This is a genomic window from Hansschlegelia plantiphila (genome assembly GCF_027922265.1).
GTDB lineage: Bacteria > Pseudomonadota > Alphaproteobacteria > Rhizobiales > Methylopilaceae > Methylopila > Methylopila plantiphila.
The window spans coordinates 203219-228016 of the sequence record NZ_BSFI01000007.1; the positions used below are offsets into that span (position 1 = coordinate 203219).

The following is a 24798-nucleotide window of genomic DNA, read 5'->3' on the forward strand; positions in this document are numbered from 1 at the left end:
CCGCCGTTCGAGATGGATGGTCCGGTCAAGCCGGACCACGACGAGCCATGGTCTGAACCGGCCTGCCGAATGATCGTCCTTACGCCGGCACCCTGACCACTGCTCTCAGCCCCCCGAGAGGACTCGATTCCAGCGTGACGTCGCCGCCATGGCTTCGCGCGATGTCGCGGGTGATCGCGAGACCGAGGCCGGACGAGCCGCCTCCATCCTGGTTGCGCGCCTCGTCGAGCCGCAGGAACGGCCGGAACGCCTCCTCGCGCTGATCGAGCGGAATGCCGGGTCCGTCGTCGTCGATCCGAACCTCCAGCAATCGCCCGTCATGGACCGCGACGATCGCGATGCGGCGGGCGTAGCGGGCGGCGTTGGCGACGAGGTTCTGCAGGCAGCGCCGGAAGGCGTCGGGGCGCACGATCGCGATGTTCTCGCCGTGGCTCTCGACCGTCGCGACCGCGCCCGAGGTTTCCGCCGCGCGCTTCAGGTCCTGGAGCATCAGCGAGATGTCGGTCGGGGAGGCGGGCTCGCCGGCGTCGCCGCGCATGAAGGCGAGGTAGGCCTCCAGCATACGCGACATCTCCTCGACGTCGCTGTTCATGTCCAGCACCTCCGGCGTCTCCTCGAGCAGCGCCAGCTGCAGGCGGAAACGCGTGAGGATCGTTCTCAGATCGTGGCTGACGCCGGCCAGCATCGTAGTGCGCTGCTCCATCGCGCGTTCGATGCGGTCGCGCATGTCGATGAAGGACATTGCGGCCAGCCGGATTTCGCGCGCCCCGCGCGGACGGAAGTCGGGCGTCGGCCGTCCCTTGCCGAAGCGCTCGGCGGCCTCCGAGAGCGCCAGGATCGGCCGGAGCTGCGCGCGCAGAAAATAGATCGCGAGGCCGATCAGCACGAGCGAGGCTGCGACCATCCAGATCAGGAAGATGTGGCTGTTGGAGGCGTAGGTCTGGTTGCGGCGCGCAAGCACCTTCATGACGGCGTCGCCGAGCTGGATGCGGATCTCGACGAAGTTCGATCGTCCGATCGTGTCGATCCAGAACGGAAGCTTGATGTCGTCGGCGATCTCGGACGACAGCCGCTCGTCGAGGATCGAGAAGAACGGCTTCGGCAGCGGCGGCGGCAGGTCCTGGGGGGCGAGGAACTCGACCTGCAGCGCGAGCCGTTCGCGGGCGATGCGCACGATGTTCGCGTCGGTCGCGGGGCTCGGCGAAGACTGGTGCAGGTCGACCAGCGCCGCGATGTCGCGGCTCACCGCCGAGGACAGGCGCTTGGTCACCAGTTCGTAGTGACGCTCCATGAAGACGAACGCGACGACGCCCTGCAGCAGCACCATCGGCGCGATGATGATGATCAGCGACTGGGTGTAGAGACCGCGCGGGGCCTGCCGTTTGATCCAGCCGATCAGGCCGGTCTTGCCGCTCATTCGTCGGTGAGGAGCCGGTAGCCGAGCCCGCGCACGGTCTGCAGCAGGATCGGGTTCGCCGGGTCCGTCTCGATCTTGCGCCGCAGCCGCGTCACCACGACGTCGACCGCGCGGTCTCCCGGCGCCGCGTCGTCGCCGGCGATCGCGGAGCGCGGCACGGTCTGACCCGGCCGTTCCGCGAGCGCGGCGAGAAGATCCCGCTCACGTTCGGTGAGACGCACGACCTCGTCGCCTCGCTTCAGCTCGCCGCGGCCGCGATGGAACGCGAACGGGCCGAACCGCACCTCCGGCGCCGAGGCGGCGCCCGCCGTCGGCCCCGCGCGGCGGAGGATGCCGCCGATGCGCAGCAGCAATTCGCGAGGGTTGAACGGCTTCGACAGATAGTCGTCGGCGCCGGTCTCGAGCCCCGCGATGCGGTCGTCGGTCTCGGTGCGGGCCGTCAGCATCAGGATCGGGACGGCCGAGCGCGCCCGAACGGCGCGGGCAAGGTCGAGGCCGTTTTCGCCCGGCATCATCACGTCGAGCACCAGCAGATCGAAGGTGAGCTGGTCGAGCTTGATGCGGGCCTCCGCGGCGGACGCGGCGGTCGTCACGCGATAACCGTTCGACGTCAGGAACTTGTGGAGCAGGGACCGGATGCGAGAGTCGTCGTCGACGACCAGCAAATGCAAGGCGTCGTCCAGAATTGCGCGAGGCTCGGCGACGGAGATCGCCATGCTAGCTCCGTTCGCCGGTCGTCGAGCCCGTGAGCGCGGTCACCTTCGGCCGCTCCTCCGCGTCGATCATCTCGAACAGGAAACGCCGCACGGCCTCTCCCGCCGCAGGGCTGCATTGCGAGAGCGCATGCGCCACGCGGCGCGTCTGCAGGCGGTGAAGCTCGTTCACCAGCCGATCGCCCCGGTCGGTCACGAAGAGCAGCCGCTGACGGCGGTCGGCCTCGCCCTCGCGCTGGACGACGAAGCCCTTGTCGACGAGCTCGCGGAGCACACGGCCGAGGCTCTGCTTGGTGATCTTCAGGATATCCAGCAGTTCGGTGACGCGCAGGCCGGGATGGCGGTCGACGAAATGCAGGACCCGGTGGTGGGCTCGGCCGAATCCATAGGCGATCAGCGCCTCGTCGGCGTCCCGCACAAAGTCCCGATAGGCGAAGAACAGCAGTTCGACGATGTCGAAGGCCGGCCGCGCCGGCGCCTCGGAAGCGGTTGAGACCGGCGGACGGTCGGTGCAGCTGTCGGCCGAAATTACGTCAGTCATGTTGACTTAATTCGATCCTGTCGCCAGAGTGCCGGCCGCTTCCAGGGAGCCCCGCCCGAAATTCGACGGCTCCGGTCTTCCGCGCCATATTGGCGATCCTTCGTGGCGTCGCGGCGACGATACCGGGTTGGAAGCGGCGACGCAAAAGCGCCTTGCCGGCCCGGTAGGGCGCGCTCATCTCCCTCGCGGGAGACGCAGAGCGGTTTTCTATGTCGGCTGACGGCCGACGCAAATGACGTCCTGAGGAGATCAAGCCATGGCCGACGGCCAACCCTTCGATAGTCGCGACGGCGAGATCTGGTTCGACGGCGCCTTCGTGCCGTGGTCGGACGCCAAGGTGCACGTGCTGACGCACGGCCTGCATTACGCGAGCGCCGTGTTCGAAGGCGAGCGCGCCTATGGCGGCGTGATCTTCAAGATGCACGAGCACAACCAGCGTCTGGTCAATTCGGGGAAGCTGCTCGGCTTCGACATCCCGTTCTCGGTCGACGAGATCGACCGGGCCTGCGAGGCGACGCTGGCGCGGCAGGGCTTCGAGGACGCCTATATCAGGCCGATCGCCTGGCGCGGCAGTGAGATGATGGGCGTCGCGGCGCAGAGCAACACCATCCATCTCGCGATCGCGGTGTGGCAGTGGCCGAGCTATTTCGACCCGGCCGAGCGGCTGAAGGGCATCCGCGTCGACCTGGCCGAGTGGCGCCGGCCTGACCCGCGGACCGCGCCGTCGAAGGCGAAGGCGACCGGGCTCTACATGATCTGCACGCTGTCGAAGCATGCGGCCGAGCGGAAGGGCTACGCCGACGCGCTGATGCTCGACTGGCGCGGCCAGGTCGCGGAATGCACCGGCGCCAACGTGTTCTTCGTGAAGGACGGCGCGATCCATACGCCGACCCCGGACTGCTTCCTCGACGGCATCACCCGCCGCACCGTGATCGGCCTCGCCAAGGCGCGCGGCATTGAGGTGATCGAGCGGGCGATCATGCCCGAGGAGCTCGATGGATTCGAGGAGTGCTTCATCTGCGGGACGGCGGCGGAAGTGACTCCGGTCTCTGAGATCGCCCAGCACCGCTTTGCGGTCGGCGACATCACCAAGACCCTGATGAACGACTACGCCGCGGCGGTCCGTCCGGCGCCGAAGGCGGCTGTCGCCGCCGCCTGAGAACAAAGCTCCGTCGCTCCGGGCCAAGGCTCGGGGCGACGGCGGCGGGCCGCTCGAATGGTCGAACTCAGGCGGTCTTGCTGCGCCGCGCCATGCGGCGGGCGAGCTTCGCCTCCAGGCTGTCCGGTCCGCGCCGCTCCTCCGACGCCGAGACGAGCGCCGCGAGGCGATCGGGGTCGGCTTCGATCGCGACCGCGATCAGCGAGCCGGCGTCGTGCGCCAGCAGCGCGGCGAGACGGGCGAGGATGGCGGCGCTCGGGATCAAAGTCGCGAACCACATGCCGGGCATCGCCGATATGCCGCCTTGCGGCAGGCCGCTCGCCTGCAAGGCGTGCAGCCCGACTTCGGTGGATTTCGCGATCGCATAGAAAATCACGAGCGCGGTCACGTAGTTGATCGCCTTGTCGACGCCGAGCAGCGTCGCGCCCTTGTTGAGCGTCCCCCAGGCGAAGCCGCCGGCGGCGAGCGCGCTGATCAATCCCCAGGACATCGCTGCGACCAGCGCGTAGAGCGCGGCGGTTCCGGGCTCTCCCGCCAACCGGAGCGCGGCGATTCGGACGGTTGTGGTCTCCGGCATCAGCCAGGAGACCTGCGGGACGTAGTGGCCGACCGGCCGCCAGAGGTCGTGGCCCGAGGCCAGAACCAGCAGTCCGACGATCACGACATAGGCCCCGACGATCAGGGCCGCGCCGGCGCGGAAGGAGAAACCTTGGACCATGGTCCGATCTTAGCGATGATCCCGGCCAAACGGGATTAACCCTTCATTAGGGTTAACGCGCGTTAACCGCCGGTTTATCGCGGGATGATTCAGCGAGACCAGCGCGTCGCCGCTTCGTCGTCGGTGGCCTTCGACGCCACCCATGCGGGTCCGTCTTCGGTCTCCTCGCGCTTCCAGAACGGCGCCGACGTCTTGAGGTAGTCCATCAGGAACTGCGCCGCCTCGAACGCGGCCGCCCGGTGGGGGGAGAGCGTGACGACCAGCACGATCGGCTCGCCCGGCAGGATGCGGCCGTAGCGGTGGATCAGCAGCAGGTCGGCGATCGGCCAGCGCGTCCGCGCCTCCTGCTCGATGCGCCCGAGCTCCTCCTCGACCATGCCGGGATAGTGCTCGAGGGTGAGGGAGATCAGCGGGGCCCCGGAATCGGCGCGGTCGCGGCAGAGGCCGGAGAAGGTGACGACGGCGCCGGCGTCGCTGCGGCCAGCGGTCAGGCGGGCGACCTCGGCGCCGAGGTCGAAGCTCTCGCGCTGGAGGCGGACCGCCATCGATCAGCCGCCGGTCATCGGCGGGAAGAACGCGATCTCGCGGGCGCCGGCGATCGGGGCGTCCGGCTTCGCGTGGCGCTTGTCGATGGCGGCTCGGATCGAGGGGCCGGCCTCGAAGGCGCGCTCGTATTGCGGCCCGCGGCTCCTCAGCCAGCCGATCAGCTCGGCGACGGTCGCGACGCCGGCCGGCGCCTCGGCCTCCTCTTCGGCGCGCCCGATGCGTTCGCGCACCCAGGCGAAGTACAGCAGCTTCATTCCGAGGGATCCTCGAGCACATGCCTCAGCCCCACCCGGAGATAGTCGTAGCCGGTGTAAAGCGTAAGGATCGCGGAGATCCAAAGCAGCGTCAGCCCGATCGTGACGTTGCCGGGCAGCACGGCCTCGCCGGCCGGTCCGACCAGCAGAAAGCCGAGCGAGATCATCTGCGCCGTGGTCTTGTACTTCGCGAGCTGGGTCGCCGGCACGCTGACGCGCAGCTCCGCGAGGAACTCGCGCAGGCCCGACACCAGCATCTCGCGGCACAGGATCACTACCGCGGCCCAGATCGACCAGCCGGAAATGGTGTTGTCGGAGGCGAGCATCAACAGGCAGGCGGCGACCAGGAGCTTGTCCGCGATCGAATCGAGCATGCGGCCGAGCGGCGACTGCTGCGCCCAGGCGCGGGCGAGGTAGCCGTCGAGAAAATCGGTGACGGCCGCGATCGCGAAGATGGCGAGCGCCGCCCAGCGGAACGGCGGGCCGCCGACGAACAGGCAGCCTGCGACCATCGGCACGGCGGCGATCCGGCCGTAGGTCAGCAGGTTCGGCAGGCTCAGAACGTGCAGCCGCGAGGGATTGGCGGCGGGCCGCGGCCGGGGCGCGGCCGTCGGTTGAATATGGCTTTCGGCGCTCATTTTTCTGCTGTGAAACTCAGGTGCGGCCCTGTCCGGGACACGACCACGGGGCGCCGCGGGCGTCAACACGCGGCCGGGGGAGGGAGCGGTCGGCGGAGCGGGATCTGTTCGCTTATGCTCATCCGCCGTCGCCCTTCTCATGGAAGAAATCGTAGATGGTCTGCGCCGTCGCCCGGTTCACGCCCGGGGCCTTCTGCAGGTCGGCGACGCCGGCGCGCGCGACCGCCTTTGCGGTGCCGAAATGGCGCAGCAAGGCCCGCTTGCGGGTGGGGCCGACGCCCGGCACCTCGTCGAGCGGGTTCGCGACGAACTCCTTGGAGCGCCGCGCCCGGTGCGTGCCGATCGCGAAGCGATGGGCCTCGTCGCGCAGCCGCTGGACGTAATAGAGCACGGGGTCGCGCGGCGGCATCCGGAACGGCGTCTTGCCCTCGAGGAAGAAGGTCTCCCGACCGGCCTCGCGGTCCATTCCCTTGGCGATGCCGACCAGCGGCACGCCGGTCACGCCGAGCTCCGCCAGCGTCTCGCGGGCGGCGGTGAGTTGTCCCTGTCCGCCGTCGATCAGCACGAGGTCCGGCCACGGCGGCGCGTCATCCGCCGCGCGGCCTTCGCCGTCCCGCGGCGATTCCTTCTGGAGGCGGGCGAAGCGGCGGCGCAGCACCTGCCGCATCATGCCTGTGTCGTCGCCGGGAGTGAGATCCTCCGGCCTGATGTTGAACTTCCGGTAGTGGTTCTTCTGGAAGCCCTCAGGCCCCGAAACGATCATGCCGCCGACCGCGGCCGTCCCCATAATGTGGCTGTTGTCGTAGACCTCGATCCGCTGCGGCGTTTTCGGAAGTCCGAACGCGGCGGCGACGCCCGCCAGGAGCTTCGCCTGCGTCGAGGTCTCCGCCAGCCTTCGGCCGAGCGCCTCGCGGGCGTTGTTTAGCGCGCGCTGGACGAGGTCCTTCTTCTCCCCGCGGACCGGTGCGGAGACCTCGACCCTGCCGCCCGACCGCAAGGTCAGCGCCTCGGCTAGCAGAGCGCGGTCCTCGATCTCCTCGCTCAGCAGCACGAGCCGCGGCGGCTCCTCGGAATCGTAGAACTGCGCGAGGAACGAGCCGAGCACTTCCCGCGGCTCGAGGCTTCCGTCCGCCTTCGGGAAGTAGGCCCGCGCGCCCCAGTTCTGGTAGGCGCGATAGAAGAAGGCTTCGACGCAGGTCTGGCCGCCTTCGCCATGGATCGCGAACACGTCGGCCTCTTCGACGGTGCGCGGGTTCACGCCCTGGTTCGACTGGATCGCGGCGAGCGCCGCCAGCCGGTCGCGCAGCACCGCGGCGCGCTCGAAGTCGAGCGACTCGGACGCGCGCGCCATCGCGTCGTTCAGCTGATGTTTCACAGTGTCGCTCTTGCCCGACAGGAAGTCGCGCGCCTCGCCGACGAGCTCGGCGTAGTCGTCGAGCGCGATCTCGCCGGTGCAGGGGCCCGAGCAGCGCTTGATCTGGAACAGCAGGCAGGGACGCGTGCGGCGCTCGTAATAGCTGTCGGCGCAGGAGCGCAGCAGGAAGGCGCGCTCCAGCGCGTCGATCGTGCGGCCGACGGCGCCCGCGCTCGCGAAGGGGCCGTAATAGTCGCCCTTGCGGACGCGGGCGCCGCGGTGCTTGGAGATCTGCGGGGCGGGGTGGTCGGTCGCGAGCAGGATGTAGGGGAACGACTTGTCGTCCCGCATCAGCACGTTGAAGCGCGGCCGCAGCCGCTTGATGAGGTTGGCCTCAAGCAGCAGCGCTTCGGTTTCCGTCTCGGTCGAGACGAACTCCATCGACGCCGTCTCGGCGATCATCCGGGCGATGCGGGTGTTGTGGCCGAGCCCGCGGGCGTAGGAGGTGACCCGCTTCTTCAGCGAGCGCGCCTTGCCGACGTAGAGCACGTCGCCGTTGGCGTCGAACATCCGGTAAACGCCGGGCCCGTTCGGCAGATGCTTCAGCGTCGCGCGAATCGCTTCGACGCCGCGGCGCAGGTTTTCGGGCGCGGCTTCGCCGTCCGCGTCCTGGGTCGGGAGCGGCTCATATTCGTCGATCTCTTCGACAGCGTCGGACGCTGTCGGAGGAATGTCGTCGTCTGTCGTCATTCGAATCGTCGAATCTGGCGCTTGGCCGCGCCGGGATCGAGCCCTCTATCGCCGGAAGCCGCCGATCGGGCCGGGCGCGCTGTCCCTATCTAGTCGTCGCGCGGCGCTTCCGCGAGCCGGAAGCTCCGCGCGACCGCCGGCGGTCGGATCTCGCGCGCGAGCGTTTGCGGCGCCCGACGCCGCGCCTCAATTCGGTCGGCTGGCCGCCACATTGGCGCGCGCATCGTCCCCTAGTGCATTGCAGCGCGAGGCGCGGAACCAAAGCTTCCGTCGCGCGTTGAATGTGGCAGTCGACCGTCGGGGGTCCTGACGCTTTCGCGGATTTCGCGAATTCGGGAGTCGGAAATGAACAGATCAGCATGGCTCTTGGGCGCGATGGTCGCGCTCCTGGCGGGAGGCGCGGCGTCCGCCGCCGATCTCCCAGCCTATGAGCCTGCGCCGGCAGCCTCCGTCCCGTCGTTCTCATGGACCGGCGCATATGCCGGCGTGCAGGCGGGATACGACTGGTTCGACGCCGACAACAAGGTCAACGGTTTTTCGCCGCAGTCGAAGCCGGACGGTTTCACCGTCGGCGGCTACGTCGGCTACAATCAGCAGCTGAACGGCTCGCCGCTGGTCCTCGGCATTGAAACCGACCTCAATTATTCGGGCGCCGATTCCAGCCGCCGATTCGGCGCGGGATCCGGCGTCAGAAACAAAATCGACTTCACCGGCGCGGTGCGCGGCCGAATCGGCTACGCCTTCGATCGCTTCCTGATCTATGGCGCCGGCGGACTCGCCTACGCCGATCACGACGTGAAGGGGCGCGGCGGCGGCTCGGACGACACCATTGCGGTCGGTTGGACAATCGGCGGCGGCGTCGAAGCCGCGCTTGGCGACAACGTCAGCGCGCGTGTCGAATATCGCTATTCCGATTTCGGGACCGACTCCTTCAGTGTCGCAGGCAGTCGTGTGAAGTCCGACGTCACCGACAATCGGGTACTTCTTGGCGTCGGATACAAGTTTTCGAGCGGTTGGTGAGTCTTCAAGCTCGGGGGAGAGTAATCATCTCTTAGGATTTTAAGGATCTGGCTATGCGAGCGCCGCCCGGCGGCCCGGGTGTGGCTGGTTGCGCTGGTCCATGAACTTCCCGTGAATCGCCGAGTGTTGCCAAAGCGTCACGTAACTTCGCATTCGCCGTCTGCGATCTATCGTCGGGCCATCGCCTGCGTTATATGAAATGTCACAAAGCAAGCTTTGAGGAGTTACTATGTTCCGCCAACTCGCCCTAGGCGCGGCTTCGGTCGCCGCCCTTGCGCTCTTCGCGCCCGTCGCCCAGGCGGCTGATCTTCCGGCTTACGAACCCGCTCCCGCCGTGATCGCTCCTGCGGCGTTCACCTGGACCGGACCCTATGTCGGCATCCAGGGCGGCCACAGCTGGGGTCGCGCGTCCAAGGCCCGTCCCGATGGCTGGCTGATCGGCGGCTACCTCGGCTACAACTACCAGGTCGAAGGCTCGCCTGTCGTCGTCGGCATCGAGACCGACATCAACTGGGCCGACATCGACGACAAGCGCGGCAGCCCGCGCGGCGGCACGACCAAGGTGTCGTCCGACTGGAACGGCGCGACCCGCGCTCGCCTCGGCTACGCTTTCGACCGCTTCCTGGTCTACGGCGCGGCCGGCGTCGCCTACTCGGATCGCGAGATCAAGCGTCCGGGCGGCAAGGACAGCAAGACCGCTGTGGGCTGGACCGTCGGCGGCGGCGTGGAATACGCCGCGACCGACAACATCGCGATCCGCGCCGAGTATCGCTACAACGATTACGGCAAGGACAAGTTCAGCCTCGGCAACTCTGTGAAGTCGAGCTACACCGATCAGCGCGCGATGGTCGGCGTCGCCTACAAGTTCGACTCGCCGTTCTGAGTCGACCCGCCCGCAAGGGCGTCTTAAAATCTTCGGAAACCCCGCGGCGAAAGTCGCGGGGTTTTCTTTATGTTCCGATAACCTTCACCACTCGCTAACGAATGGACGGCTAGGGTCATTCAACGCCCCGCGCCCTGTCACGGCCGGGCGGTTCTTCGCCAGTCGTCTTGTTGCGTTCCGGATACCCCCGTCCGGCTGAGTATCGAGGTTCAGTCATGTTGCGTATCGCTCTTCTCGCGGCCGTCTCGACCGCTGCGGCCGCCGTCGCGGCTCCCGCTTTCGCCGCCGATCTGCCGGCCTATGAGCCTGCTCCGGCGTACGCCGCTCCGGCGGCCTCCTCCTGGACCGGCGGCTATGTCGGCGCCCAGGCCGGCTATGGCTGGAACCACGCCAAGAACCGTTCCGGCGTCTCCAACACCAGCCCGAACGGCGCGGTCGTCGGCGGCTACGCCGGCTACGACTACCAGTTCGACGGTTCGCCCGTCGTGGTCGGCATCGACACCGATCTCAACTACAACACCGCCAGCGACCGCAACCACACCGGCAAGAACGAGCTGAACTGGTCCGGCGCGACGCGCGGCAAGCTCGGCTACGCCATGGACCGCGTGATGGTCTACGGCGCCGGCGGCGTGGCTTACGGCGACCACAAGCTGAAGGTCAGCGGCGCGGGCTCCGACAGCAAGACGGCTGTCGGCTACACCGTCGGCGGCGGCGTCGAGGCGCTGGTCGCCGACAACGTCACGGTGCGCGGCGAGTATCGCTACACCAACTACGGCACCGACAAGATGAAGCTCGACGGCGGCTCCGTGAAGTCCGACCTCACCGAGAACCGCGTCACCGCGGGCGTCGCCTACAAGTTCTCCGGCTTCTGATCGCCGGAAATTCCGCTGCTCTGAAGGCCCCGCGGCGCGAGTCGCGGGGCCTTTGTGCGTTTCGGGAGCCGTTAAGGATTTGTTGACCGCCCTGACTTTTAGCTGTCGCCGATACGGTTCGTTAACCTGACGGTCGCGCGGCCGGTCCAGGCTGCGGGAGCGAAGAGCGCGGCCGGCAGGCCCGCTCGCAAGGAGCCCCGATGGCGCTTTCGAGATTGCTGATCGCAGGTCTCGTCCTCGCACTTTCCAGCGAGGCGCATGCGTTCGAGCAGTCCGGGGCGACGTCCTCGGGTCCCGATCCGGTCGCCGGGCCCTGGGTCGCGCTGCGCTCGTTCGGATTCGGCGGCGAGGCGGTCGAGGGCGAGCCCAAATCCCTGTTCGACCGGATCGTGCTTGGCGTCGACGGCGACGTCGTGGGCGGCGGCCTCGACGCCCGTCTCGTGGGCGCAGGCGCCGACGTCACGCCGTTCTCGGGCATCGAGGCGCGTATCGGCTACGCCTTCGACCGCTTCGTGGCGTATGGAGCGGCCGGCGTCGCCTTCGCCTCGGACGGCTTCGCGCGAACGCGCGAGCGCGCCACGGCGGCCGGCTGGTCGGTCGGCGGCGGCGTCGAGACGGCGCTGTTCGCCGGCGTCGCCGTGAAGGCCGAATATCTCTATGTCGATCTCGACCGCCGCAGTCTCGACCAGTCGGGCGACATCAGCCTGACGCCCGCCGGCGGCCAGTTCCGCGCCGGACTGAACTATCGTTTCTAACGGGCCGCGCGCCCTGTCCGGCCGGGCCGCCCGCGTTATGTGCCCCTCGACCTTCACGGAAGGACGGGAGTGAAACCACATGGGCGTGTTCGACTTCATCAAGGATGTCGGCGAGAAGCTGTTCGGCGCCAGCGAGGCCAAGGCCGCGTCCGCCGACTCCATCAAAGAGCAGCTGGACAAACTCGGCATCGACACAAAGGGCGTCACGATCGACGTCTCCGGCGACACCGTTAAGCTGGGAGGCGCGGCCGCCTCCAACGAGCTGCGCGAGAAGATCATTCTGGCCGCCGGCAACACGCTCGGGACCGCGAAGGTCGAGGACGCGATCACGGTCGACCAGCCGGCCGCGGACTCGAAATTCTACACGGTGCAGAAGGGCGACAACCTCTCGAAGATCGCCGAGGCGCAGTACGGCAAGGGCCACGCCGGGCGCTACAAGGACATCTTCGAGGCCAACAAGCCGATGCTGAAGGATCCGGACAAGATCTACCCCGGCCAGATGCTGCGGATCCCGGCGTAACAAGTTCGATCCCTCCCCGCGCTTCCGCGCGGGGAGGGACTTTTGACGCTCAGTGCGCCCGGGTCTTCTCGAAGGCGGGCGTCGCCGCCGAGAAGGCGTCGAGCCAGGCGACGAGATTCGGGTGCTCCGTCCGCCAGCGTCCCTCGAACCTGAGGTCGAGATAGCCGAGCGCGCAGGCGGTCGCGATCGAGCCGGCGTCCGGAACGATCGGCGGCGGCGCGTCCTCGAGATGCTTCAGCGCGCGCGCGACCTTGGCGGCCTGGTTCGCGATCCAGCTCGGCGACCGTTCGGTCTCCGGGCGCGACCGGACCTCGTAGATCTGCAGCAGTGCGGCGTCCATCAGCCCGTCGGCCAGCGCCTGCGCCGTCAGCACCGTGAAACGCGCGGCCGGATCGAGCGGGAGCAGCTTGCCGCCGCCGGCGAGCCAATCGAGATATTCGACGATGACGCGGCTGTCGTAGAGCGTCGTGCCGTCGCCGAGCTCGAGCGCCGGGATCTTGCCGAGCGGGTTCAGCGCGCGGATGGGGTCGTCCTCGGCGGTCGTGTCGGTCGCTATCACATCGATGCGGTCCGTCAGTCCGAGCACGGCGGCCGCGATCTTGACCTTGCGGCCGAACGGGGAGGGCGGGGACGAGCGAAGCGTGAGCATGGGGACTTGTCCGTGGACGGGGAGGGGCTCGGGCCGGCCTTACGTGCCACGCGTCGGGCGGCGGAGGAAGCGGGTTCTGCGAAGCCTCCGCGGCCTCTCGAGCCGTCGCACGGGCCTCGAGCCGGACTTGAACGACAGAGGGCGGCGTCGAACCGATCGGCCCAACCAGGGCCGGGCGCGGAGCCGTGCAAGTCGAGGCTCTGGGTCCCGGTTCAAGGCCGGGACGTCATGGCGCCGCCCGGCTTCAGGCGCTCATGGCCGCGCGACCTCGACCCGCCCGCAAACGCAGGCAGGCGCCGAAAAAACAGCCAGCGGCAAGACGTCCCCGTCAGCTGACCGAGATGTCGACAGCCTTCGGGCCCTTGCCCTTGCGGTCCGGCTCGACCTCGAAGGTCACATGCTGGCCTTCCGAGAGGGTCGTAAGGCCGGACCGGGTCACGGCGGAGACATGCACGAAGATGTCGACGCCGCCATCGTCGGGCTTTATGAAGCCGTAGCCCTTTTCACTGTTGAAGAACTTGACTGTACCGGTCTGCGCCATGAACGCCCCCATTCACCATGCCCCGCTCCTGCGGGCCCGGTGACCCGGGCGTTCGCAAGAGGCTCTATGGTCTCGCGCGGGCGCATCTCTCGCCCGGCCCGCGACGTCGCCGCCAGAGCCAATATTTGGTAGCGGCTCGCCCGTAATAATGGCAAGGCGAAAAAATGGCGGTTTTAAAGCAATCGTCGCCGCATTCCTAAGCGGCGCCTATGCTTTCGACCACCGCCCGCGCGCCCGGCGCCTGCGCAAGCAGGGCTGCGATCTCCGGAAGTCCCGATCGAAGCTCGGTTTCGAGCGTCCACGGCGGGTTGGCGACGATCAGACCGGAGCCCGCGAGCACGCGCGGGTCGGCCGGCTCGCGGACCATCAAATCGACCCGCAGCAGCTTCGGGACGCCCCCGGCGAGGCGGTCGAGCACGAGGCCGGTCTCCGCCGGATCCTTGATCGGCCGCCACAGCATGAAGGTTCCTGTGGGCCAAACGCGGTGCGCCGCGACGAAGGCGTCGAGCATGCGGTCGAGTTCGCCTTGCTCCTCGAAAGGCGGGTCGACCAGCACCAGCCCGCGCCGCTCGCGCGGCGGCAACCAGGCGCCGAGCGCGGTCCAGCCGTCGATCTCGACGACCTTCACCCGCTTGTCGCGGCCCATGACCTCGGAAAGCGTCGCGCAGTCCTTCGGATGCTTTTCGCAGAGACGCAGCCGGTCGTCGGCGCGCGCGAGACGCCGGACGATCTCGGGGCTGCCGGGATAGAGCAGGGGAGCGCCGCCGTCCGCCACGCGGTCGAGCGTGGAGCGCCACGGCGCGAGGATCGCCTCGGCGGGCTCGCCCAGCGTGCGCCCCGCCAGCCGGCCGACGCCGTTCCGCCACTCGCCGGTGCGCGTCGCCTCGTCGCCGCCGAGGTCGTAGAGGCCGACGCCGGCATGGGTGTCGAGATAACCCCACGGCTTCGGCTTGGCGTTCAGATGCTTCACGATCATCGCCAGCACGACGTGCTTCAGCACGTCCGCGAAGTTCCCGGCGTGAAAGGCGTGGCGGTAGTTCATGGGGCGGGCCGCGCTCGAATAGGGATGCCGTCCGCCCCCTCACCCGGCGCTACGCGCCGACTTCTCCCCGCCGGGGAGAGGTCAAGAGCGGCGCCTCTTCCTGCACCTCTCCCCGGCGGGGAGAGGTCGACATGGCGATAGCCATGGCGTGTGAGGGGGCCTGGTCGGCTCTGGAAAATGTCAATGCGATTGAGCGGAGCTGTCACGCTCCGTCGTCTGGCGGCGGCAGCAGGACGACGAAGTCTTTGGAGCAGTCCTCGATCACCGTCCAGACTCCGGCGAAGCCCGGCTCGAGCACCATGGCGTCGCCGGGGCCGAGCGGGACGGGCGCGCCGCCGTCGGGGGTGACGACGCACCGGCCCGAGCGCAGGCGGCACCATTCCCACTCGTCATAAGCGACGCGCCATGCGCCCGTCGTCGCCTCCCAGACGCCCGCGACCAGCCGTCCGTCCGGCGCCTCGTAGGTGACGCCCGTGCGGAAGGTCGGCGCGCCCTCGACGACACGGTCCTCCGGCGGCGCGCTCTCCTCCCAGTCGGTCGGCTCGGCGCCGAGAAGATGGAGCCGCATCGCGGCGTCAATCGCGTCCGTCATGGCCGTCACTGCTGGTCTATCGAAGGGAGCGTCACGCGCGACGACCGGCAGGCGCGACGGTCGATTTCGGCGCAGGGGCGGAAGGCGAGGTCGGGCGTCATGCAGATGCGGACCTCGCTCACGAGGCCGCCGTCGCACTGGACCGCGATCATCGAGGGCTGAAGCCTCGGGTTCACGGCGATGAAGGCGCGCTCGACGTCGCCGGGCGAGGTGTCGAGGTCGCGGTCCGCGGTCTGGAACGCGGGCGGAATCGTCACCTTCGCATTGGCCGCGCGGGCGAGCGCGAAATAGGAAGCGGGGTCGAGCCCCGAGCAGGTCCCGTGCGTGCGCCACTCGTGGCGGACGAGGCCGGGGCTCGGCATGATCTCGAGCATCGAATCGACCTGCGCGCGCGTCGGGTTGCGGCCGGTTGTGCGGCAGTCGCTCGGGAAGCCGCGCGCATATTGCGGCCAGAGGCCGTGCATGACGAAAGCGCGGGCGCCGGTCGAGCACTGCGTCGGGTCGGCGCGTTCGCCGCGGCTGCGGCAATAGGTCGGCGACCAGGAGAGCGACAGCACGTAGAAGTCGAAATCGCCGGGCCGTCCGCCCGCTCGCGCGTCCACCGTTCCGACGGACAGCGCGGGCAGGGCGATGGCGAGCGCGAGGCGACGCCCCGCAGACGCAAGCCTCACGGGCGCGCCATCTTGCAGTCCGGAGCGTAGGCGTAGTTGCGGTCGAGGCCCGATACGCACCAGTCGACCCCGGTCGTCAGCGCGCCGCCGAGGCGCTCTGCGACGTGCCAGTACACCTCGCGGCGGACGCCGTCGGTGGTGACGGCCGTCGCCGAGCAGAACCGGCGCGGAATGAAGGAGCGGCCCCAGCTGCGATAGCCGAGCTCGACCGGCTGCACGAAGGTCGAGAGCTGCAGCCCGGAATGCCAGTATTCGCGCTCGCGCCGGCCGAAGGACGCGATGATCGAGTTGTGAATCCCGGCGTCGGCGCAGGACGGCAGGTTTCCGGTGTAGGGCGGGCGGCTGTAGGCCAGGTCGCGGAAGCTGTGGACGGTCGTCCTAGACGGATAGGTTCCGTAGACGATGTCGGCGGCCTGCGCGCTCCCGAGCCCTGCGAGGCCGATAAGCGCTGCGATGATCGGTCGGAATGTCATGGGCGGAGGTCTCATGGGCTGGTCCCCGTGCGACATTCGTTCGCCGCCGCTCCCAAATCAAGCGCCGGGGACCGTTGTCTTGGGATCGCCGCAAGCGAGGTGTTAGAGCGGGACGACTGGTTATGGTCGACATCGCGTCGGCGACGGCGGGTGAGGGGGCTTCCCGTCACGGAAATCGCTCTGAAGGAGCCCTCGGCGGAATGCAGAAATTCGAGACTGCGCGCGAGGCGGCGCTGGCGCTGCGGCCGGACCGGCCGCTCTACGGCTTCCGTCCCGCGGTGCTTGAGCAGGACGCCGGAGCCTTCCTGAAGGCCTTCCGCGGCGAGACCGCCTATGCGGTCAAGACCAATGGCGAACCGTTCGTGCTGGAGACGCTGACGCGCGCCGGCGTTTCGGCCTTCGACGTCGCGAGCCCGGCCGAATTCGCCGCCGCGCGAGCGGCCGATCCGAAGGCGCGGCTCTATTACATGCACCCGGTCAAGGCCCAGTCCGACGTCAGGCTCGCGCTCGAGACCTATGTAATCCGCGCGATCGCCCTCGACCATGAGGACGAGGTCGCGAAGATCCTGCGCGTGGTGCGGGCGCAGGATCTCGCGCCGGAGGACGTCACGCTGTTCGTGCGGCTCGCGACCAAGGGGCATGCGGCCTACGAGCTGTCGAAGAAATTCGGCGCCGCGCCGGCGCACGCCGTCGAACTCGTCCAGCGCATCGACCGGATCGGCTTCCGAGTCGGGCTCACCTTCCATGTCGGCAGCCAGGTCGAGGACCTCGAATCCTACGAGCGCGCGATCGCAACCGCGGCATGGGTGAAGGGCCGCTCCGGCGTCGAGATCGCGGCGCTCGACATCGGCGGCGGCTTTCCCGCGCAATATGGCCGCGACCCGAAGAAGCCGGGGCCGGCTGCGCCCGATGTGACGGCGCTGGTCGGCCGCATCCAGCGCGAGGTCGACGAATGGGGCCTCGGCGACCTGCCGCTGATCGCCGAGCCCGGACGGGTGATCGTTGCGCGCTGTCTGTCGGTCGTGGTGCGGGTGCTGCTGAAGAAGGGCCAGCGGCTCTACATCAACGACGGCATCTGGAGCTCGCTGTCGGATTCATGGACCGGCAAGCTGCTGCTGCCGGCGCGGCTGATCCCCGATCCGGCCCGCAGGCGCAAGCCGGGCGCGGCTGCGCCCAAGCTCACGCCCTACCGGGTGTGCGGCGCGACCTGCGATTCCGTCGACATCCTGTCGCGGCCGTTCTGGCTGCCGGACACCGTCGACACCGGCGACTGGATCGAGATCGGCCACATCGGCGCCTACAGCCTCGCGCTCAGGACCCGGTTCAACGGCTTCTACCCCGACGATTTCGTGGAGCTTTCATCGCCGTTCGAGGACGCCGACGGTCTGCAGGGCTTCGCGACCGTGGAGCCGCGCGCGGGGCTGGGGTGAAGGAGCGCGTCTTTAGCGGTCCCCGCGGAAGATGATGGGGAATTTCTCGGGCTGCCCGACGCCGTCGCACTCTTCCTTGGCGCGGTATTCGATCATGCGGAACGCCTCGCCGACCCATTCCCAGGCCCCATACGCGCCGCAGTCGCCCTGCGAGCGGCCCTTGTCGAAGGCGGTGAGCTGGCGCTTCTCGGGGTCGTAGGCGGCGTTGGTCAGCGTGTCGACGCCGGTCCAGCCGAGCGACTCGACGAAGGCGGCGAACAGCAGCGGGTCGAACCGGTTGGCGGCGCGCGAGGGGTCCTCGACGAACAGCGCGAAGTCGACGTTGTAGGCGCCGGACGCGCAGACGATGCCCCACAGCGTGCGCCCGCCGCCGAGATCGGCGGCGAAGGATTCCTCCGCCAGAAAGGAGGGATTGGACTCCGTCTGGTCCCAGACGGGGCAGTCGCGGGCGATCATGGTCTTGCGCAGCGATTCGGGCACGGCGTCGCGGGCGACGTCGCGCAGACGTCCTGCGAGCGCCGCAGGCGAGGCCCCGCCGATCAGGGCGGCGAGCGCGTCCGGACGATCCGCGCGGCCCTGACGCGCGTCGATTTCGGCGGCCGCCGGCGCGAAGCCGGGCAGCGCGATCTCCGCCACCAGCGGCTCGCCGCCCTCGCCGGTGATCGTCGCCTGCAGGATCTTGCCGCGGCGCAGGAACGGCAGCAGCCGCCTGGTCGCGCCGTCGGAGAGCTTGAGATCGACCGTGGCGGGCGCCGCGCCCGCGCCGGTCGCGAGGTCGGAGCCGGACGCCAGCCGGATCGGCGGCCCGCCGTCGACCGCAAGACCGAGCCGTGGCCGGGGCGGCGCGCCGACGCCGCCGACCAGCGTGAAGATCAGATGCGGAACCGCGTCCTTCGCCGGCCCACGCAGCACCGTCACCCGGACGGTCTGCCCGCCGGACGCTCCGCCTTCGGTCTCGATCGCGCAGTCGGCGCCGGCCTTGACGTCCGCGCATCGCGCCACCCAGCCTTCGAACCGCGCCTCGGTCGCTGAGGCCGGGCCCGCGAGGGCGAACAACAGGAGCAGCGCGGCGGCAGGGCGCATCGGTCATCCTTGGATGGAGCGTTCGGGCGGCGGACCCTAACCCGACGGGCCCCGCGACATGAATCTTCACGTCACGCAGACGTTACGTTCAAATCCGCATTAGCGGCTTGCGGCGCCCAAAACGCGGCGAGAGCGCCCTATCTTGTCACTGGGGAGCGGGGTTGAGCTCGCGATTTCGATCGCGCGGCCTGATTAAGGAGAAACTCATGAAGAAGACTTTCGCAATCGCGCTCGCGGCGGCCGTCGGGATCGTCGGCGTCAGCGAGACCATCCCGGCGGCGTCTGCGGCGGAGGTCTCTCCGGCCACGCTCGATCAGGTGCGCGGCGACGCGCTCGCGCGGCTCGCGGCCGGCGACATCCAGACGGTCGACCGTCGCGGCCGCGGCGGCAGGGGTCACTGGGGCGGCGGCGGCCGTCGCGGTTGGCACGGCGGCGGCGGCCGAGGCTGGCGCGGCGATCGCGGCTACCGCTACGGCCGACACGGCTATGGCGGCCGACGCTATTACTACGGCCGACGTCACCGTGGGCATGGCGGCGCCTATCTCGGCGCCGGTATCGCGGGACTCGCTCTCGGCGCCGCGATCGCCAGCCAACCGCGCCGATCGTACAGAGGCAGCTCCTGGTGCGCCCAGCGTTACCGCACCTATGACCCGCGCAGCGGCACCTATATCGGCTCCGGCGGCGTCCGCCGCTACTGCCCCTAAGACAAGCCGTCTCCTCCTGCCCGCGTGAACATCGGGCAGGCCCGTGCGAAGGACGGAACCGCGTCCTTCGCACGGCGTTTCGCTCATGAGAACGAAAACGGAACCGGAGACCGATGATGCGTGACGAAAGCACTCCTGCGAGCCGCACCGACGCCCGTCGCGCGGCGGACCCCGACGCGCCGAAGCCCGGAACGGCGGCGAAGGACGTCGATCCCAATCCGAAGACTGCGCCCAATCCCGAGGGCAATACCGAGAAGGATCCGTCCGACTGGGTGTCGGGCGACGAGCCGATGACCGGCGCGCAGGCGTCCTACCTCAAAACGCTGTCGGAGGAGACCGGTGCGGAGGCTTACAAGAGCGATCTCACCAAGGCGCAGGCCTCGATGCTGATCGACGAACTGAAATCCGCGCGCAACGAGAAGCGGTGAGCGCCAGCCGCTATCCGGCCGGCGCGCCGGGACCGTCGGGCTGCAAGTGGCCATGGGCGGCTTCCGGCGCACGCTGGAGCGAGCGCCGGGTTCCAGGCGAATGACGACCTCGTCGGTCCCGACCGTTCTTCTTCGCCGCCGTCACACCCTGTCGGGCGCCGGCACCACGTAAGGCGGGCGATCGACGCGGCGGGTGAGGGCGGCGGCCTCCTCGTCCCCGATGATCGCGCCGGTCTCCGGATTGGTCTTCAGCGTCCGGCCGAGCGTCAGCGGCGCATTCGCCTTGTGCTTGGTCAGGTGCGCGCGGACGCGGGCGAGCGTTTCGTGTCCGAAGGCGGGAGCCTCCATCGCGTCGAGCGCGGCGTCGACCTCGGCGTCGGTCGAGGGCTTGCCGACGCGGTAGGAAATGTTGCCGAGGTGACAGAGGCCGCTCGATACGTGGCCCTCGAACAGGTCGCCGGTCAGGCTTTGCGGCTCGTTCGCCTTCATCGCCCGCACGAAGTTGGCGTAGTGGTTCTCCTGCTTGCCGTCGAAGCGCGAGATGAACTGACCCGAGGCGTCGCAGAGCGACGCGCCGCCCTTGTGGTAGATGATGGTGTTGCCGGCGCCGTAGAAGATGATGCCGTTCGACACGGTCTTCCAGGCGGGGGTCGGCATGCCGAGAACCTCCTGGACGATCCAGGTGTCGCCGAAACGGTGCAGCGCGATCTGGGTGTTCGGCGTCTCCGCGCCGTCGTCGGGGCCGAAGCGGCCGCCGAAGCTCATCGTGGAGTCGCCGAAGCCTTTCAGGCCTATGCCGATGCGGGCGGCGTCGATGCGGTGGATGCCGTTGTTGCCAAGCGCGCCGTTGCCGTATTCCCAGAACCAGTGCCACGAATAATGGAAGCGCCCGCGCTTGGGCGGCGCGTTCGAGGCCGGGCCGCACCAGAGGTCGTAGTCGACGCTCGAGGGCGCCTTGACCGGGATGCTCGGTATCGGCGGGCGCGGCTTGTAGACGATGCAGTGGACGATCTTCACGTCGCCGAGCTTGCCGCTCTGGATGAATTCGCCGGCGGCGCGCAGCGAGGTGTTGGAGCGCAGCTGCGTGCCGCACTGCACGACGCGGCCATATTTGCGGGCGGCCGCGATGATGCTCTCGCCCTCGCTGAAGGTGTGGCTGATCGGCTTCTCGAGATAGACATGCTTGCCGGCCTGGAGCGCCCAGATGGTCGCCAGCGCGTGCCAATGGTGGGGCGTCGCGATCGAGACCGCCTCGACCGACGGATCGTCCAGCGCGACGCGAAAGTCCTGCACCACCTTGGGACGGTAGCCGGCGAGCTGCTCGACATAGGCCGCGCCCTCCTCGCCGACCGTCAGGTCGACGTCGCAGATGTAGGAGATCCGGCAATCGCCAAGCGTGAGGAAGTTCTCGATGTGCTTGCGGCCGTGGCCGCGGACGCCGAGCACGGCCACCGAATGCTGTTCGGCGAACGGCTTCGCGGCCGCGCGGATGACCGCGGGCGACGGCGCCTTTGCAGGCGTCGTCGGGGGCGGCGGGGCCTTCGCGACCTTCGGCGCGGACGAGGGAGACAGGAATGAGGTCGGCGCCGGAGTCCCCTGGATGAAGGGCGTTCCCGGCGCCGATCGTTGCGGCGCGGCTGCGGGCGCCGGCGCCGGAGCGCGCGGCTCGGCGCGCAGCGCTCCAGACGGAGGGGGCGCGATGCGAGCCGCCTGAGCCGACCCGAATGACCCGAGAGCGGCGAGCGCCTGCTCTATGCGGGAGAGCCTGCCCTCGATGAGGCTGAGCCTGGACTGGACGTCAGCGGGATCGGGAGGCGCCGCGGCGCCATTGGTTGCGCCAGCGAGCGTCGCCTCGTATGCGTCAGCCAAAGGTTCTTCCTCGTCCTGGCAAGATTCAGCCAGCCTAATGCGCCGTGGCCCCCACGCAAGCTCTGGTTGCTGCGCCCGCCGAATTTGCGAGGCGACATAGCCGGCATGCTCCGGTAGGCGTTCGCGGTCCGGCGCGCGCGGTCCAGGTTTCTCCGACATGGAACAGAACGAAGCGGCGCCCGTCCCGGCTCCTCGAAAGGCCGGCCTTTCTCTCGGCGGCAGGGCGCCTGCGCTGCACTGGGGCGCGCTGCTCGGTCTTTCCGCGATGTTCGTGCTCGGCCTCGAGGCGCTGCGCCTGCCGGCGGCGCTGCTGATCGGCCCGATGGTGGCGGGCGTCGCGGTGGCGATCAGCGGCGGCGACGCGCGCATGCCGCGCGGGGCGTTCTTCCTCGCGCAGGGATTGATCGGCTGCATGATCGGTCGCAGCGTCCCGCCGTCGATTCTGACGGAGATCGCGAAGAACTGGCCTTTGCTGCTCGCCGCCGTGATCTCGGTCGTGATCGCGAGCAACGCTCTCGGCTGGGCGCTGGCGCGCTGGGGCGGCCTGCCGGGCGCCACCGCCGTATGGGGGTCGTCTCCCGGAGCGGCCTCGGCCATGACGATCATGTCGGCGAGCTACGGCGCGGACATCAGGCTCGTCGCCTTCATGCAGTACACCCGCGTGGTGATGGTGGTGATCGCCGCTTCGCTGGTGACGCGGATCTGGACGGCGCCGGGCGGGCGGACGGCCGCCGAGGTCGTGTGGTTCCCCGCCGTCGACTGGCCGGCCTTCGCGGCGACCCTCGCCATCGCCTTCGTCGGCGCGGGGCTTGGGCGGCTTCTGCGCATTCCCGCAGGGTCTCTGCTCGTCCCCTTCGCGCTTTCGGTCGCGCTGCAGGGCGCGGGCGCCGTCGCGATCGAGCTGCCGGAATGGTTGCTCGCGACGGCCTATGCGGTGGTCGGCTGGAGCATAGGGCTGCGGTTCACCCGCCCGATCTTCCTGCACGCGGCCCGCAGCCTGCCGCGAATCGCGGCCTCGATCCTCGCGCTGATCGCGATCTGCGGCGGCTTCGCCGCCGCGCTGGTGTTCTTCGCCGGCGTCGACCCGCTGACCGCCTATCTTGCGACGAGCCCCGGCGGCGCGGATTCGGTCGCGATCATCGCGGCCTCGAGCCATGTCGACGCGCCGTTCGTGATGGCGCTGCAGACGGCGCGGCTGGTGGTCGTCATCATCACCGGCCCGCCGATCGCCCGCTTCATTTCCCGGCGGACGACGTCGACCCCGCAGGATTAAACTCGTCGTGGTTCGGCTTGACCGGCCTGCCCCTGCCGGGAGTGGAGCGCTACGCGAAACATGGGTCCTCCGGTCGAGCCGGACGACGACGGCGAGCTTTATGATGCGCGAAGGGCGGCTTGACCGCGGACGCCCCGCGGCCAAGATCGCGGCCTGATCGCCCGGAGACACCGATGACCCACCTCGCCGAAGGACCGACGGCCGCGATCGCGCGGCGGATCGAGCAGGGCAGGGGGCTCGAGGTCGCCGACCTCGTGATCAAGGGCGCCCGCGTGCTCGACGTCGTCACCGCGACGTTGTTCGAGAGCGACGTCGCGATCTGCGGCGACACGATCGTCGGGACCTTCCAGTCCTACGACGGCGTCGAGACGATCGACGGCCGCGGCCTGACCGTCGTGCCCGGGTTCGTCGACACCCATCTCCACATCGAGTCCTCGCTGCTCACCCCGCTCGAATTCGACCGATGCGTGCTGCCGCACGGCGTGACGACGGCGATCTGGGACCCGCACGAGATAGCGAACGTGCTCGGGACGGCCGCGATCGATTACGCGATCGCCGCGGCGGAGGCGGCGGTCATGGACATTCGCGTCAACCTGTCCTCCTGCGTGCCGGCGTCGCCGCTGGAGACCTCGGGCGCGCGGCTGGAGGTCGACGATCTCACGCCGTTCCGCGACCACCCGAAGGTGATCGGCCTCGCCGAGTTCATGAACTTTCCCGGCGTGCTGAACCGCGACCCCGGCTGCCTGGCCAAGCTCGCGGCGTTCCGGGACGGCCATATCGACGGCCATGCTCCGCTGGTGCTGGGCAAGGATCTGAACGGCTATCTCGCCGCCGGCATCCGCACCGACCACGAGGCGAACAATTACGACGAAGCTTTAGAAAAGCTGCGCAAGGGCATGAGCGTGCTCATCCGCGAGAGCTCCATCGCCAAGGACCTCCATGCGCTCTGGCCGCTGATCACGCCGCAGACCTCCGCCTTCATCGGCTTCTGCACCGACGACCGGAACCCGGTCGAGATCGCGGAGGAAGGCCATCTCGACCACATGATCCGCTGGACGATCGCGCAAGGAGCCGAGGCCGCCCACGTCTACCGCGTGGCGAGCTGGTCCGGCGCCAACGCCTTCGGGATGCGCGACCGCGGACTGGTGGCGCCCGGCAAGCGCGCCGACCTCGCGCTGCTGTCGGACTACGAAGGCTGCCGTGTCGAAAAGGTCATCGCCGCGGGCAGGCTGGTGACGCCGGACCTGTTCGGCGCCCGCCGCCAGCCGGCGCCGGTCGGCCTCGACAGCATGAAGGCCGATCCGGTCACGGCCGCCGACCTCGTCCTGAAGGGCCGCGGCGGACCGCGGCAGGTGATCGGCGTCGTGCCGGGCAAGATCGTGACGGAGAGCCTGACGCTCGACCTCGTCGAGCGCGGCGGAGTCGTGCCCGCCGACACGTCGAAGGACGCGCTGTCCGTCGCCGTCGTCGCGCGCCACGGCGTCAACCGCAACATCGGCCGCGGCTTCGTGAAGGGCTTCGGCCTGCGCGGAGGGGCGATCGCCTCCTCCGTCGGCCACGACAGCCACAACATCTGCGTGGTGGGCGCCGACGCCTCCGACATGGCGGTCGCGGTCAACCGTGTGATCGCGCTCGGCGGCGGCTTCGTGGTGACGGCCGACGGCGCGGTGACGGCGGAGCTCGCTCTGCCGCTCGCAGGCCTCATGAGCCTCGACCCGCACGAGACGGTGCGCCTGAAGCTGGTCGCGCTGCGGACGGCGGCGAAGGCCTTGGGCTGCGTGCTGCCGGAGCCTTTCCTGCAGGTCGCCTTCCTGCCGCTCTCGGTGATCCCGCATCTCAAGATCACCGATTTCGGCATGGTCGACGTCGACCGCTTCGAGGTGCTCGCGGTCTGAACCCCGCG

The 24798-nt window shown here is 69.1% G+C and carries 27 protein-coding genes; 11 read left to right on the forward strand and 16 right to left on the reverse strand.

Annotated elements, in window-relative coordinates; genetic code table 11:
- Positions 1 to 79: 79 nt before the first annotated feature.
- The 3 genes from PKE75_RS07275 to PKE75_RS07285 are packed head-to-tail and all read right to left on the reverse strand — an operon-like array spanning position 80 to position 2671.
- Positions 80 to 1417: an ATP-binding protein gene (locus PKE75_RS07275; protein WP_271168049.1), complete on the reverse strand. Its 1338-nt coding sequence runs from the start codon at positions 1415 to 1417 to the stop codon at positions 80 to 82.
- Positions 1414 to 2133: a response regulator gene (locus PKE75_RS07280; protein ID WP_271168050.1), complete on the reverse strand. Its 720-nt coding sequence runs from the start codon at positions 2131 to 2133 to the stop codon at positions 1414 to 1416. The genes PKE75_RS07275 and PKE75_RS07280 overlap by 4 nt, the downstream gene beginning before the upstream one ends.
- 1 nt (position 2134) lies before the next feature.
- A complete protein-coding gene (locus PKE75_RS07285) occupies positions 2135 to 2671 on the reverse strand; it encodes a MarR family winged helix-turn-helix transcriptional regulator (protein ID WP_271168051.1) in 537 nt (178 codons plus the stop codon).
- Positions 2672 to 2927: 256 nt separating this feature from the next.
- On the opposite strand from PKE75_RS07285, the gene PKE75_RS07290 reads away from it, so the two are divergent.
- Positions 2928 to 3830 (forward strand): branched-chain amino acid aminotransferase, encoded by a 903-nt coding sequence (locus PKE75_RS07290; protein WP_271168052.1) that lies wholly within the window; start codon positions 2928 to 2930, stop codon positions 3828 to 3830.
- 67 nt (positions 3831 to 3897) lie between these two features.
- On the opposite strand, the gene PKE75_RS07295 is transcribed toward PKE75_RS07290, so the two are convergent.
- From PKE75_RS07295 to uvrC, 5 genes are all read right to left on the reverse strand, one after another.
- Positions 3898 to 4548 carry a hypothetical protein gene (locus PKE75_RS07295; protein WP_271168053.1) on the reverse strand — a complete coding sequence of 217 codons (651 nt, stop codon included), beginning with the start codon at positions 4546 to 4548 and terminating at the stop codon, positions 3898 to 3900.
- Between the two features lie 89 nt (positions 4549 to 4637).
- Positions 4638 to 5093, reverse strand: coding sequence for a molybdenum cofactor biosynthesis protein MoaE (locus tag PKE75_RS07300; protein ID WP_271168054.1), 456 nt, complete (start codon positions 5091 to 5093; stop codon positions 4638 to 4640).
- 3 nt (positions 5094 to 5096) lie between these two features.
- Positions 5097 to 5348, reverse strand: coding sequence for a molybdopterin converting factor subunit 1 (moaD, locus tag PKE75_RS07305; protein ID WP_271168055.1), 252 nt, complete (start codon positions 5346 to 5348; stop codon positions 5097 to 5099).
- Positions 5345 to 5986: a CDP-diacylglycerol--glycerol-3-phosphate 3-phosphatidyltransferase gene (gene pgsA, locus PKE75_RS07310; RefSeq protein WP_271168056.1), complete on the reverse strand. Its 642-nt coding sequence runs from the start codon at positions 5984 to 5986 to the stop codon at positions 5345 to 5347. The genes moaD and pgsA overlap by 4 nt, the downstream gene beginning before the upstream one ends.
- 118 nt (positions 5987 to 6104) lie before the next feature.
- On the reverse strand, positions 6105 to 8090 hold the full coding sequence (uvrC, locus tag PKE75_RS07315; RefSeq protein WP_271168057.1) for an excinuclease ABC subunit UvrC: 1986 nt from the start codon (positions 8088 to 8090) through the stop codon (positions 6105 to 6107).
- Positions 8091 to 8435: 345 nt separating this feature from the next.
- Here uvrC and PKE75_RS07320 point away from each other — a divergent pair, with 345 nt between their 5' ends.
- The 5 genes from PKE75_RS07320 (at position 8436) to lysM (ending at position 12140) form a co-directional block, all read left to right on the forward strand.
- Positions 8436 to 9110, forward strand: coding sequence for an outer membrane protein (locus PKE75_RS07320; protein WP_271168058.1), 675 nt, complete (start codon positions 8436 to 8438; stop codon positions 9108 to 9110).
- A 229-nt stretch (positions 9111 to 9339) separates the two neighbouring features.
- Entirely contained in the window at positions 9340 to 9993 is a 654-nt protein-coding gene (locus PKE75_RS07325; RefSeq protein ID WP_271168059.1) for an outer membrane protein, read from the forward strand.
- Positions 9994 to 10208: 215 nt separating this feature from the next.
- Positions 10209 to 10865 (forward strand): outer membrane protein, encoded by a 657-nt coding sequence (locus tag PKE75_RS07330; RefSeq protein ID WP_271168060.1) that lies wholly within the window; start codon positions 10209 to 10211, stop codon positions 10863 to 10865.
- Between the two features lie 200 nt (positions 10866 to 11065).
- Positions 11066 to 11620, forward strand: coding sequence for an outer membrane protein (locus tag PKE75_RS07335; protein WP_271168061.1), 555 nt, complete (start codon positions 11066 to 11068; stop codon positions 11618 to 11620).
- Positions 11621 to 11699: 79 nt separating this feature from the next.
- A complete protein-coding gene (lysM, locus tag PKE75_RS07340) occupies positions 11700 to 12140 on the forward strand; it encodes a peptidoglycan-binding protein LysM (protein WP_271168062.1) in 441 nt (146 codons plus the stop codon).
- A 49-nt stretch (positions 12141 to 12189) separates the two neighbouring features.
- On the opposite strand, the gene PKE75_RS07345 is transcribed toward lysM, so the two are convergent.
- The 6 genes from PKE75_RS07345 to PKE75_RS07370 all read right to left on the reverse strand — a co-directional run bounded on the left by PKE75_RS07345 (position 12190) and on the right by PKE75_RS07370 (position 16108).
- Entirely contained in the window at positions 12190 to 12789 is a 600-nt protein-coding gene (locus PKE75_RS07345; protein ID WP_271168063.1) for a glutathione S-transferase family protein, read from the reverse strand.
- Positions 12790 to 13117: 328 nt separating this feature from the next.
- Complete coding sequence (locus PKE75_RS07350) at positions 13118 to 13330, reverse strand: cold-shock protein (protein WP_271168064.1); 213 nt, start codon at positions 13328 to 13330, stop codon at positions 13118 to 13120.
- 196 nt (positions 13331 to 13526) lie between these two features.
- Positions 13527 to 14372, reverse strand: coding sequence for a 23S rRNA (adenine(2030)-N(6))-methyltransferase RlmJ (locus PKE75_RS07355; RefSeq protein ID WP_271168065.1), 846 nt, complete (start codon positions 14370 to 14372; stop codon positions 13527 to 13529).
- A gap of 202 nt (positions 14373 to 14574) precedes the next feature.
- The gene (locus PKE75_RS07360) at positions 14575 to 14964 is read right to left on the reverse strand and encodes a cupin domain-containing protein (protein ID WP_271168066.1); all 390 of its coding nucleotides are present in this window, start codon (positions 14962 to 14964) and stop codon (positions 14575 to 14577) included.
- Between the two features lie 5 nt (positions 14965 to 14969).
- Positions 14970 to 15635, reverse strand: coding sequence for a ribonuclease T2 family protein (locus PKE75_RS07365; protein ID WP_271168067.1), 666 nt, complete (start codon positions 15633 to 15635; stop codon positions 14970 to 14972).
- Positions 15632 to 16108, reverse strand: coding sequence for a hypothetical protein (locus PKE75_RS07370; RefSeq protein ID WP_271168068.1), 477 nt, complete (start codon positions 16106 to 16108; stop codon positions 15632 to 15634). The genes PKE75_RS07365 and PKE75_RS07370 overlap by 4 nt, the downstream gene beginning before the upstream one ends.
- Before the next feature lie 200 nt (positions 16109 to 16308).
- Between PKE75_RS07370 and PKE75_RS07375 the strand changes: the two genes are divergently transcribed.
- Positions 16309 to 17538: a type III PLP-dependent enzyme domain-containing protein gene (locus tag PKE75_RS07375; protein ID WP_271168069.1), complete on the forward strand. Its 1230-nt coding sequence runs from the start codon at positions 16309 to 16311 to the stop codon at positions 17536 to 17538.
- 12 nt (positions 17539 to 17550) lie between these two features.
- Here the strand turns inward: PKE75_RS07375 and PKE75_RS07380 are convergent, their stop codons facing one another.
- Positions 17551 to 18621 (reverse strand): DUF1176 domain-containing protein, encoded by a 1071-nt coding sequence (locus PKE75_RS07380; protein ID WP_271168070.1) that lies wholly within the window; start codon positions 18619 to 18621, stop codon positions 17551 to 17553.
- Between the two features lie 206 nt (positions 18622 to 18827).
- Between PKE75_RS07380 and PKE75_RS07385 the strand changes: the two genes are divergently transcribed.
- Together PKE75_RS07385 and PKE75_RS07390 are read left to right on the forward strand one after the other, a co-directional pair.
- A complete protein-coding gene (locus PKE75_RS07385) occupies positions 18828 to 19325 on the forward strand; it encodes a BA14K family protein (protein ID WP_271168071.1) in 498 nt (165 codons plus the stop codon).
- 116 nt (positions 19326 to 19441) lie between these two features.
- Positions 19442 to 19753, forward strand: a complete 312-nt coding sequence (locus PKE75_RS07390; protein ID WP_271168072.1) for a DUF3072 domain-containing protein — start codon at positions 19442 to 19444, stop codon at positions 19751 to 19753.
- A 141-nt stretch (positions 19754 to 19894) separates the two neighbouring features.
- On the opposite strand, the gene PKE75_RS07395 is transcribed toward PKE75_RS07390, so the two are convergent.
- Positions 19895 to 21622, reverse strand: coding sequence for a Gfo/Idh/MocA family protein (locus PKE75_RS07395; RefSeq protein ID WP_271168073.1), 1728 nt, complete (start codon positions 21620 to 21622; stop codon positions 19895 to 19897).
- A gap of 157 nt (positions 21623 to 21779) precedes the next feature.
- Between PKE75_RS07395 and PKE75_RS07400 the strand changes: the two genes are divergently transcribed.
- Both PKE75_RS07400 and ade read left to right on the forward strand, forming a co-directional pair.
- The gene (locus PKE75_RS07400; protein ID WP_271168074.1) at positions 21780 to 22895 is read left to right on the forward strand and encodes an AbrB family transcriptional regulator; all 1116 of its coding nucleotides are present in this window, start codon (positions 21780 to 21782) and stop codon (positions 22893 to 22895) included.
- Between the two features lie 173 nt (positions 22896 to 23068).
- Entirely contained in the window at positions 23069 to 24790 is a 1722-nt protein-coding gene (gene ade, locus PKE75_RS07405) for an adenine deaminase (protein WP_271168075.1), read from the forward strand.
- Positions 24791 to 24798 lie beyond the last annotated feature (8 nt).

Coding starts and splice junctions, on each gene's coding strand:
- PKE75_RS07290 (WP_271168052.1), top strand. CDS start 2,928: ATGGCCGACGGCCAACCCTTCGATAGTCGCGACGGCGAGATCTGGTTC.
- moaD (WP_271168055.1), bottom strand. CDS start 5,348: ATGAAGCTGCTGTACTTCGCCTGGGTGCGCGAACGCATCGGGCGCGCC.
- uvrC (WP_271168057.1), bottom strand. CDS start 8,090: ATGACGACAGACGACGACATTCCTCCGACAGCGTCCGACGCTGTCGAA.
- PKE75_RS07335 (WP_271168061.1), top strand. CDS start 11,066: ATGGCGCTTTCGAGATTGCTGATCGCAGGTCTCGTCCTCGCACTTTCC.
- PKE75_RS07390 (WP_271168072.1), top strand. CDS start 19,442: ATGCGTGACGAAAGCACTCCTGCGAGCCGCACCGACGCCCGTCGCGCG.
- PKE75_RS07355 (WP_271168065.1), bottom strand. CDS start 14,372: ATGAACTACCGCCACGCCTTTCACGCCGGGAACTTCGCGGACGTGCTG.
- PKE75_RS07385 (WP_271168071.1), top strand. CDS start 18,828: ATGAAGAAGACTTTCGCAATCGCGCTCGCGGCGGCCGTCGGGATCGTC.
- PKE75_RS07280 (WP_271168050.1), bottom strand. CDS start 2,133: ATGGCGATCTCCGTCGCCGAGCCTCGCGCAATTCTGGACGACGCCTTG.
- PKE75_RS07325 (WP_271168059.1), top strand. CDS start 9,340: ATGTTCCGCCAACTCGCCCTAGGCGCGGCTTCGGTCGCCGCCCTTGCG.
- PKE75_RS07295 (WP_271168053.1), bottom strand. CDS start 4,548: ATGGTCCAAGGTTTCTCCTTCCGCGCCGGCGCGGCCCTGATCGTCGGG.
- PKE75_RS07275 (WP_271168049.1), bottom strand. CDS start 1,417: ATGAGCGGCAAGACCGGCCTGATCGGCTGGATCAAACGGCAGGCCCCG.
- pgsA (WP_271168056.1), bottom strand. CDS start 5,986: ATGAGCGCCGAAAGCCATATTCAACCGACGGCCGCGCCCCGGCCGCGG.
- PKE75_RS07400 (WP_271168074.1), top strand. CDS start 21,780: ATGGAACAGAACGAAGCGGCGCCCGTCCCGGCTCCTCGAAAGGCCGGC.
- PKE75_RS07330 (WP_271168060.1), top strand. CDS start 10,209: ATGTTGCGTATCGCTCTTCTCGCGGCCGTCTCGACCGCTGCGGCCGCC.
- PKE75_RS07375 (WP_271168069.1), top strand. CDS start 16,309: ATGCAGAAATTCGAGACTGCGCGCGAGGCGGCGCTGGCGCTGCGGCCG.
- PKE75_RS07350 (WP_271168064.1), bottom strand. CDS start 13,330: ATGGCGCAGACCGGTACAGTCAAGTTCTTCAACAGTGAAAAGGGCTAC.
- PKE75_RS07370 (WP_271168068.1), bottom strand. CDS start 16,108: ATGACATTCCGACCGATCATCGCAGCGCTTATCGGCCTCGCAGGGCTC.
- PKE75_RS07320 (WP_271168058.1), top strand. CDS start 8,436: ATGAACAGATCAGCATGGCTCTTGGGCGCGATGGTCGCGCTCCTGGCG.
- PKE75_RS07380 (WP_271168070.1), bottom strand. CDS start 18,621: ATGCGCCCTGCCGCCGCGCTGCTCCTGTTGTTCGCCCTCGCGGGCCCG.
- PKE75_RS07345 (WP_271168063.1), bottom strand. CDS start 12,789: ATGCTCACGCTTCGCTCGTCCCCGCCCTCCCCGTTCGGCCGCAAGGTC.
- PKE75_RS07360 (WP_271168066.1), bottom strand. CDS start 14,964: ATGACGGACGCGATTGACGCCGCGATGCGGCTCCATCTTCTCGGCGCC.
- lysM (WP_271168062.1), top strand. CDS start 11,700: ATGGGCGTGTTCGACTTCATCAAGGATGTCGGCGAGAAGCTGTTCGGC.
- ade (WP_271168075.1), top strand. CDS start 23,069: ATGACCCACCTCGCCGAAGGACCGACGGCCGCGATCGCGCGGCGGATC.
- PKE75_RS07300 (WP_271168054.1), bottom strand. CDS start 5,093: ATGGCGGTCCGCCTCCAGCGCGAGAGCTTCGACCTCGGCGCCGAGGTC.
- PKE75_RS07285 (WP_271168051.1), bottom strand. CDS start 2,671: ATGACTGACGTAATTTCGGCCGACAGCTGCACCGACCGTCCGCCGGTC.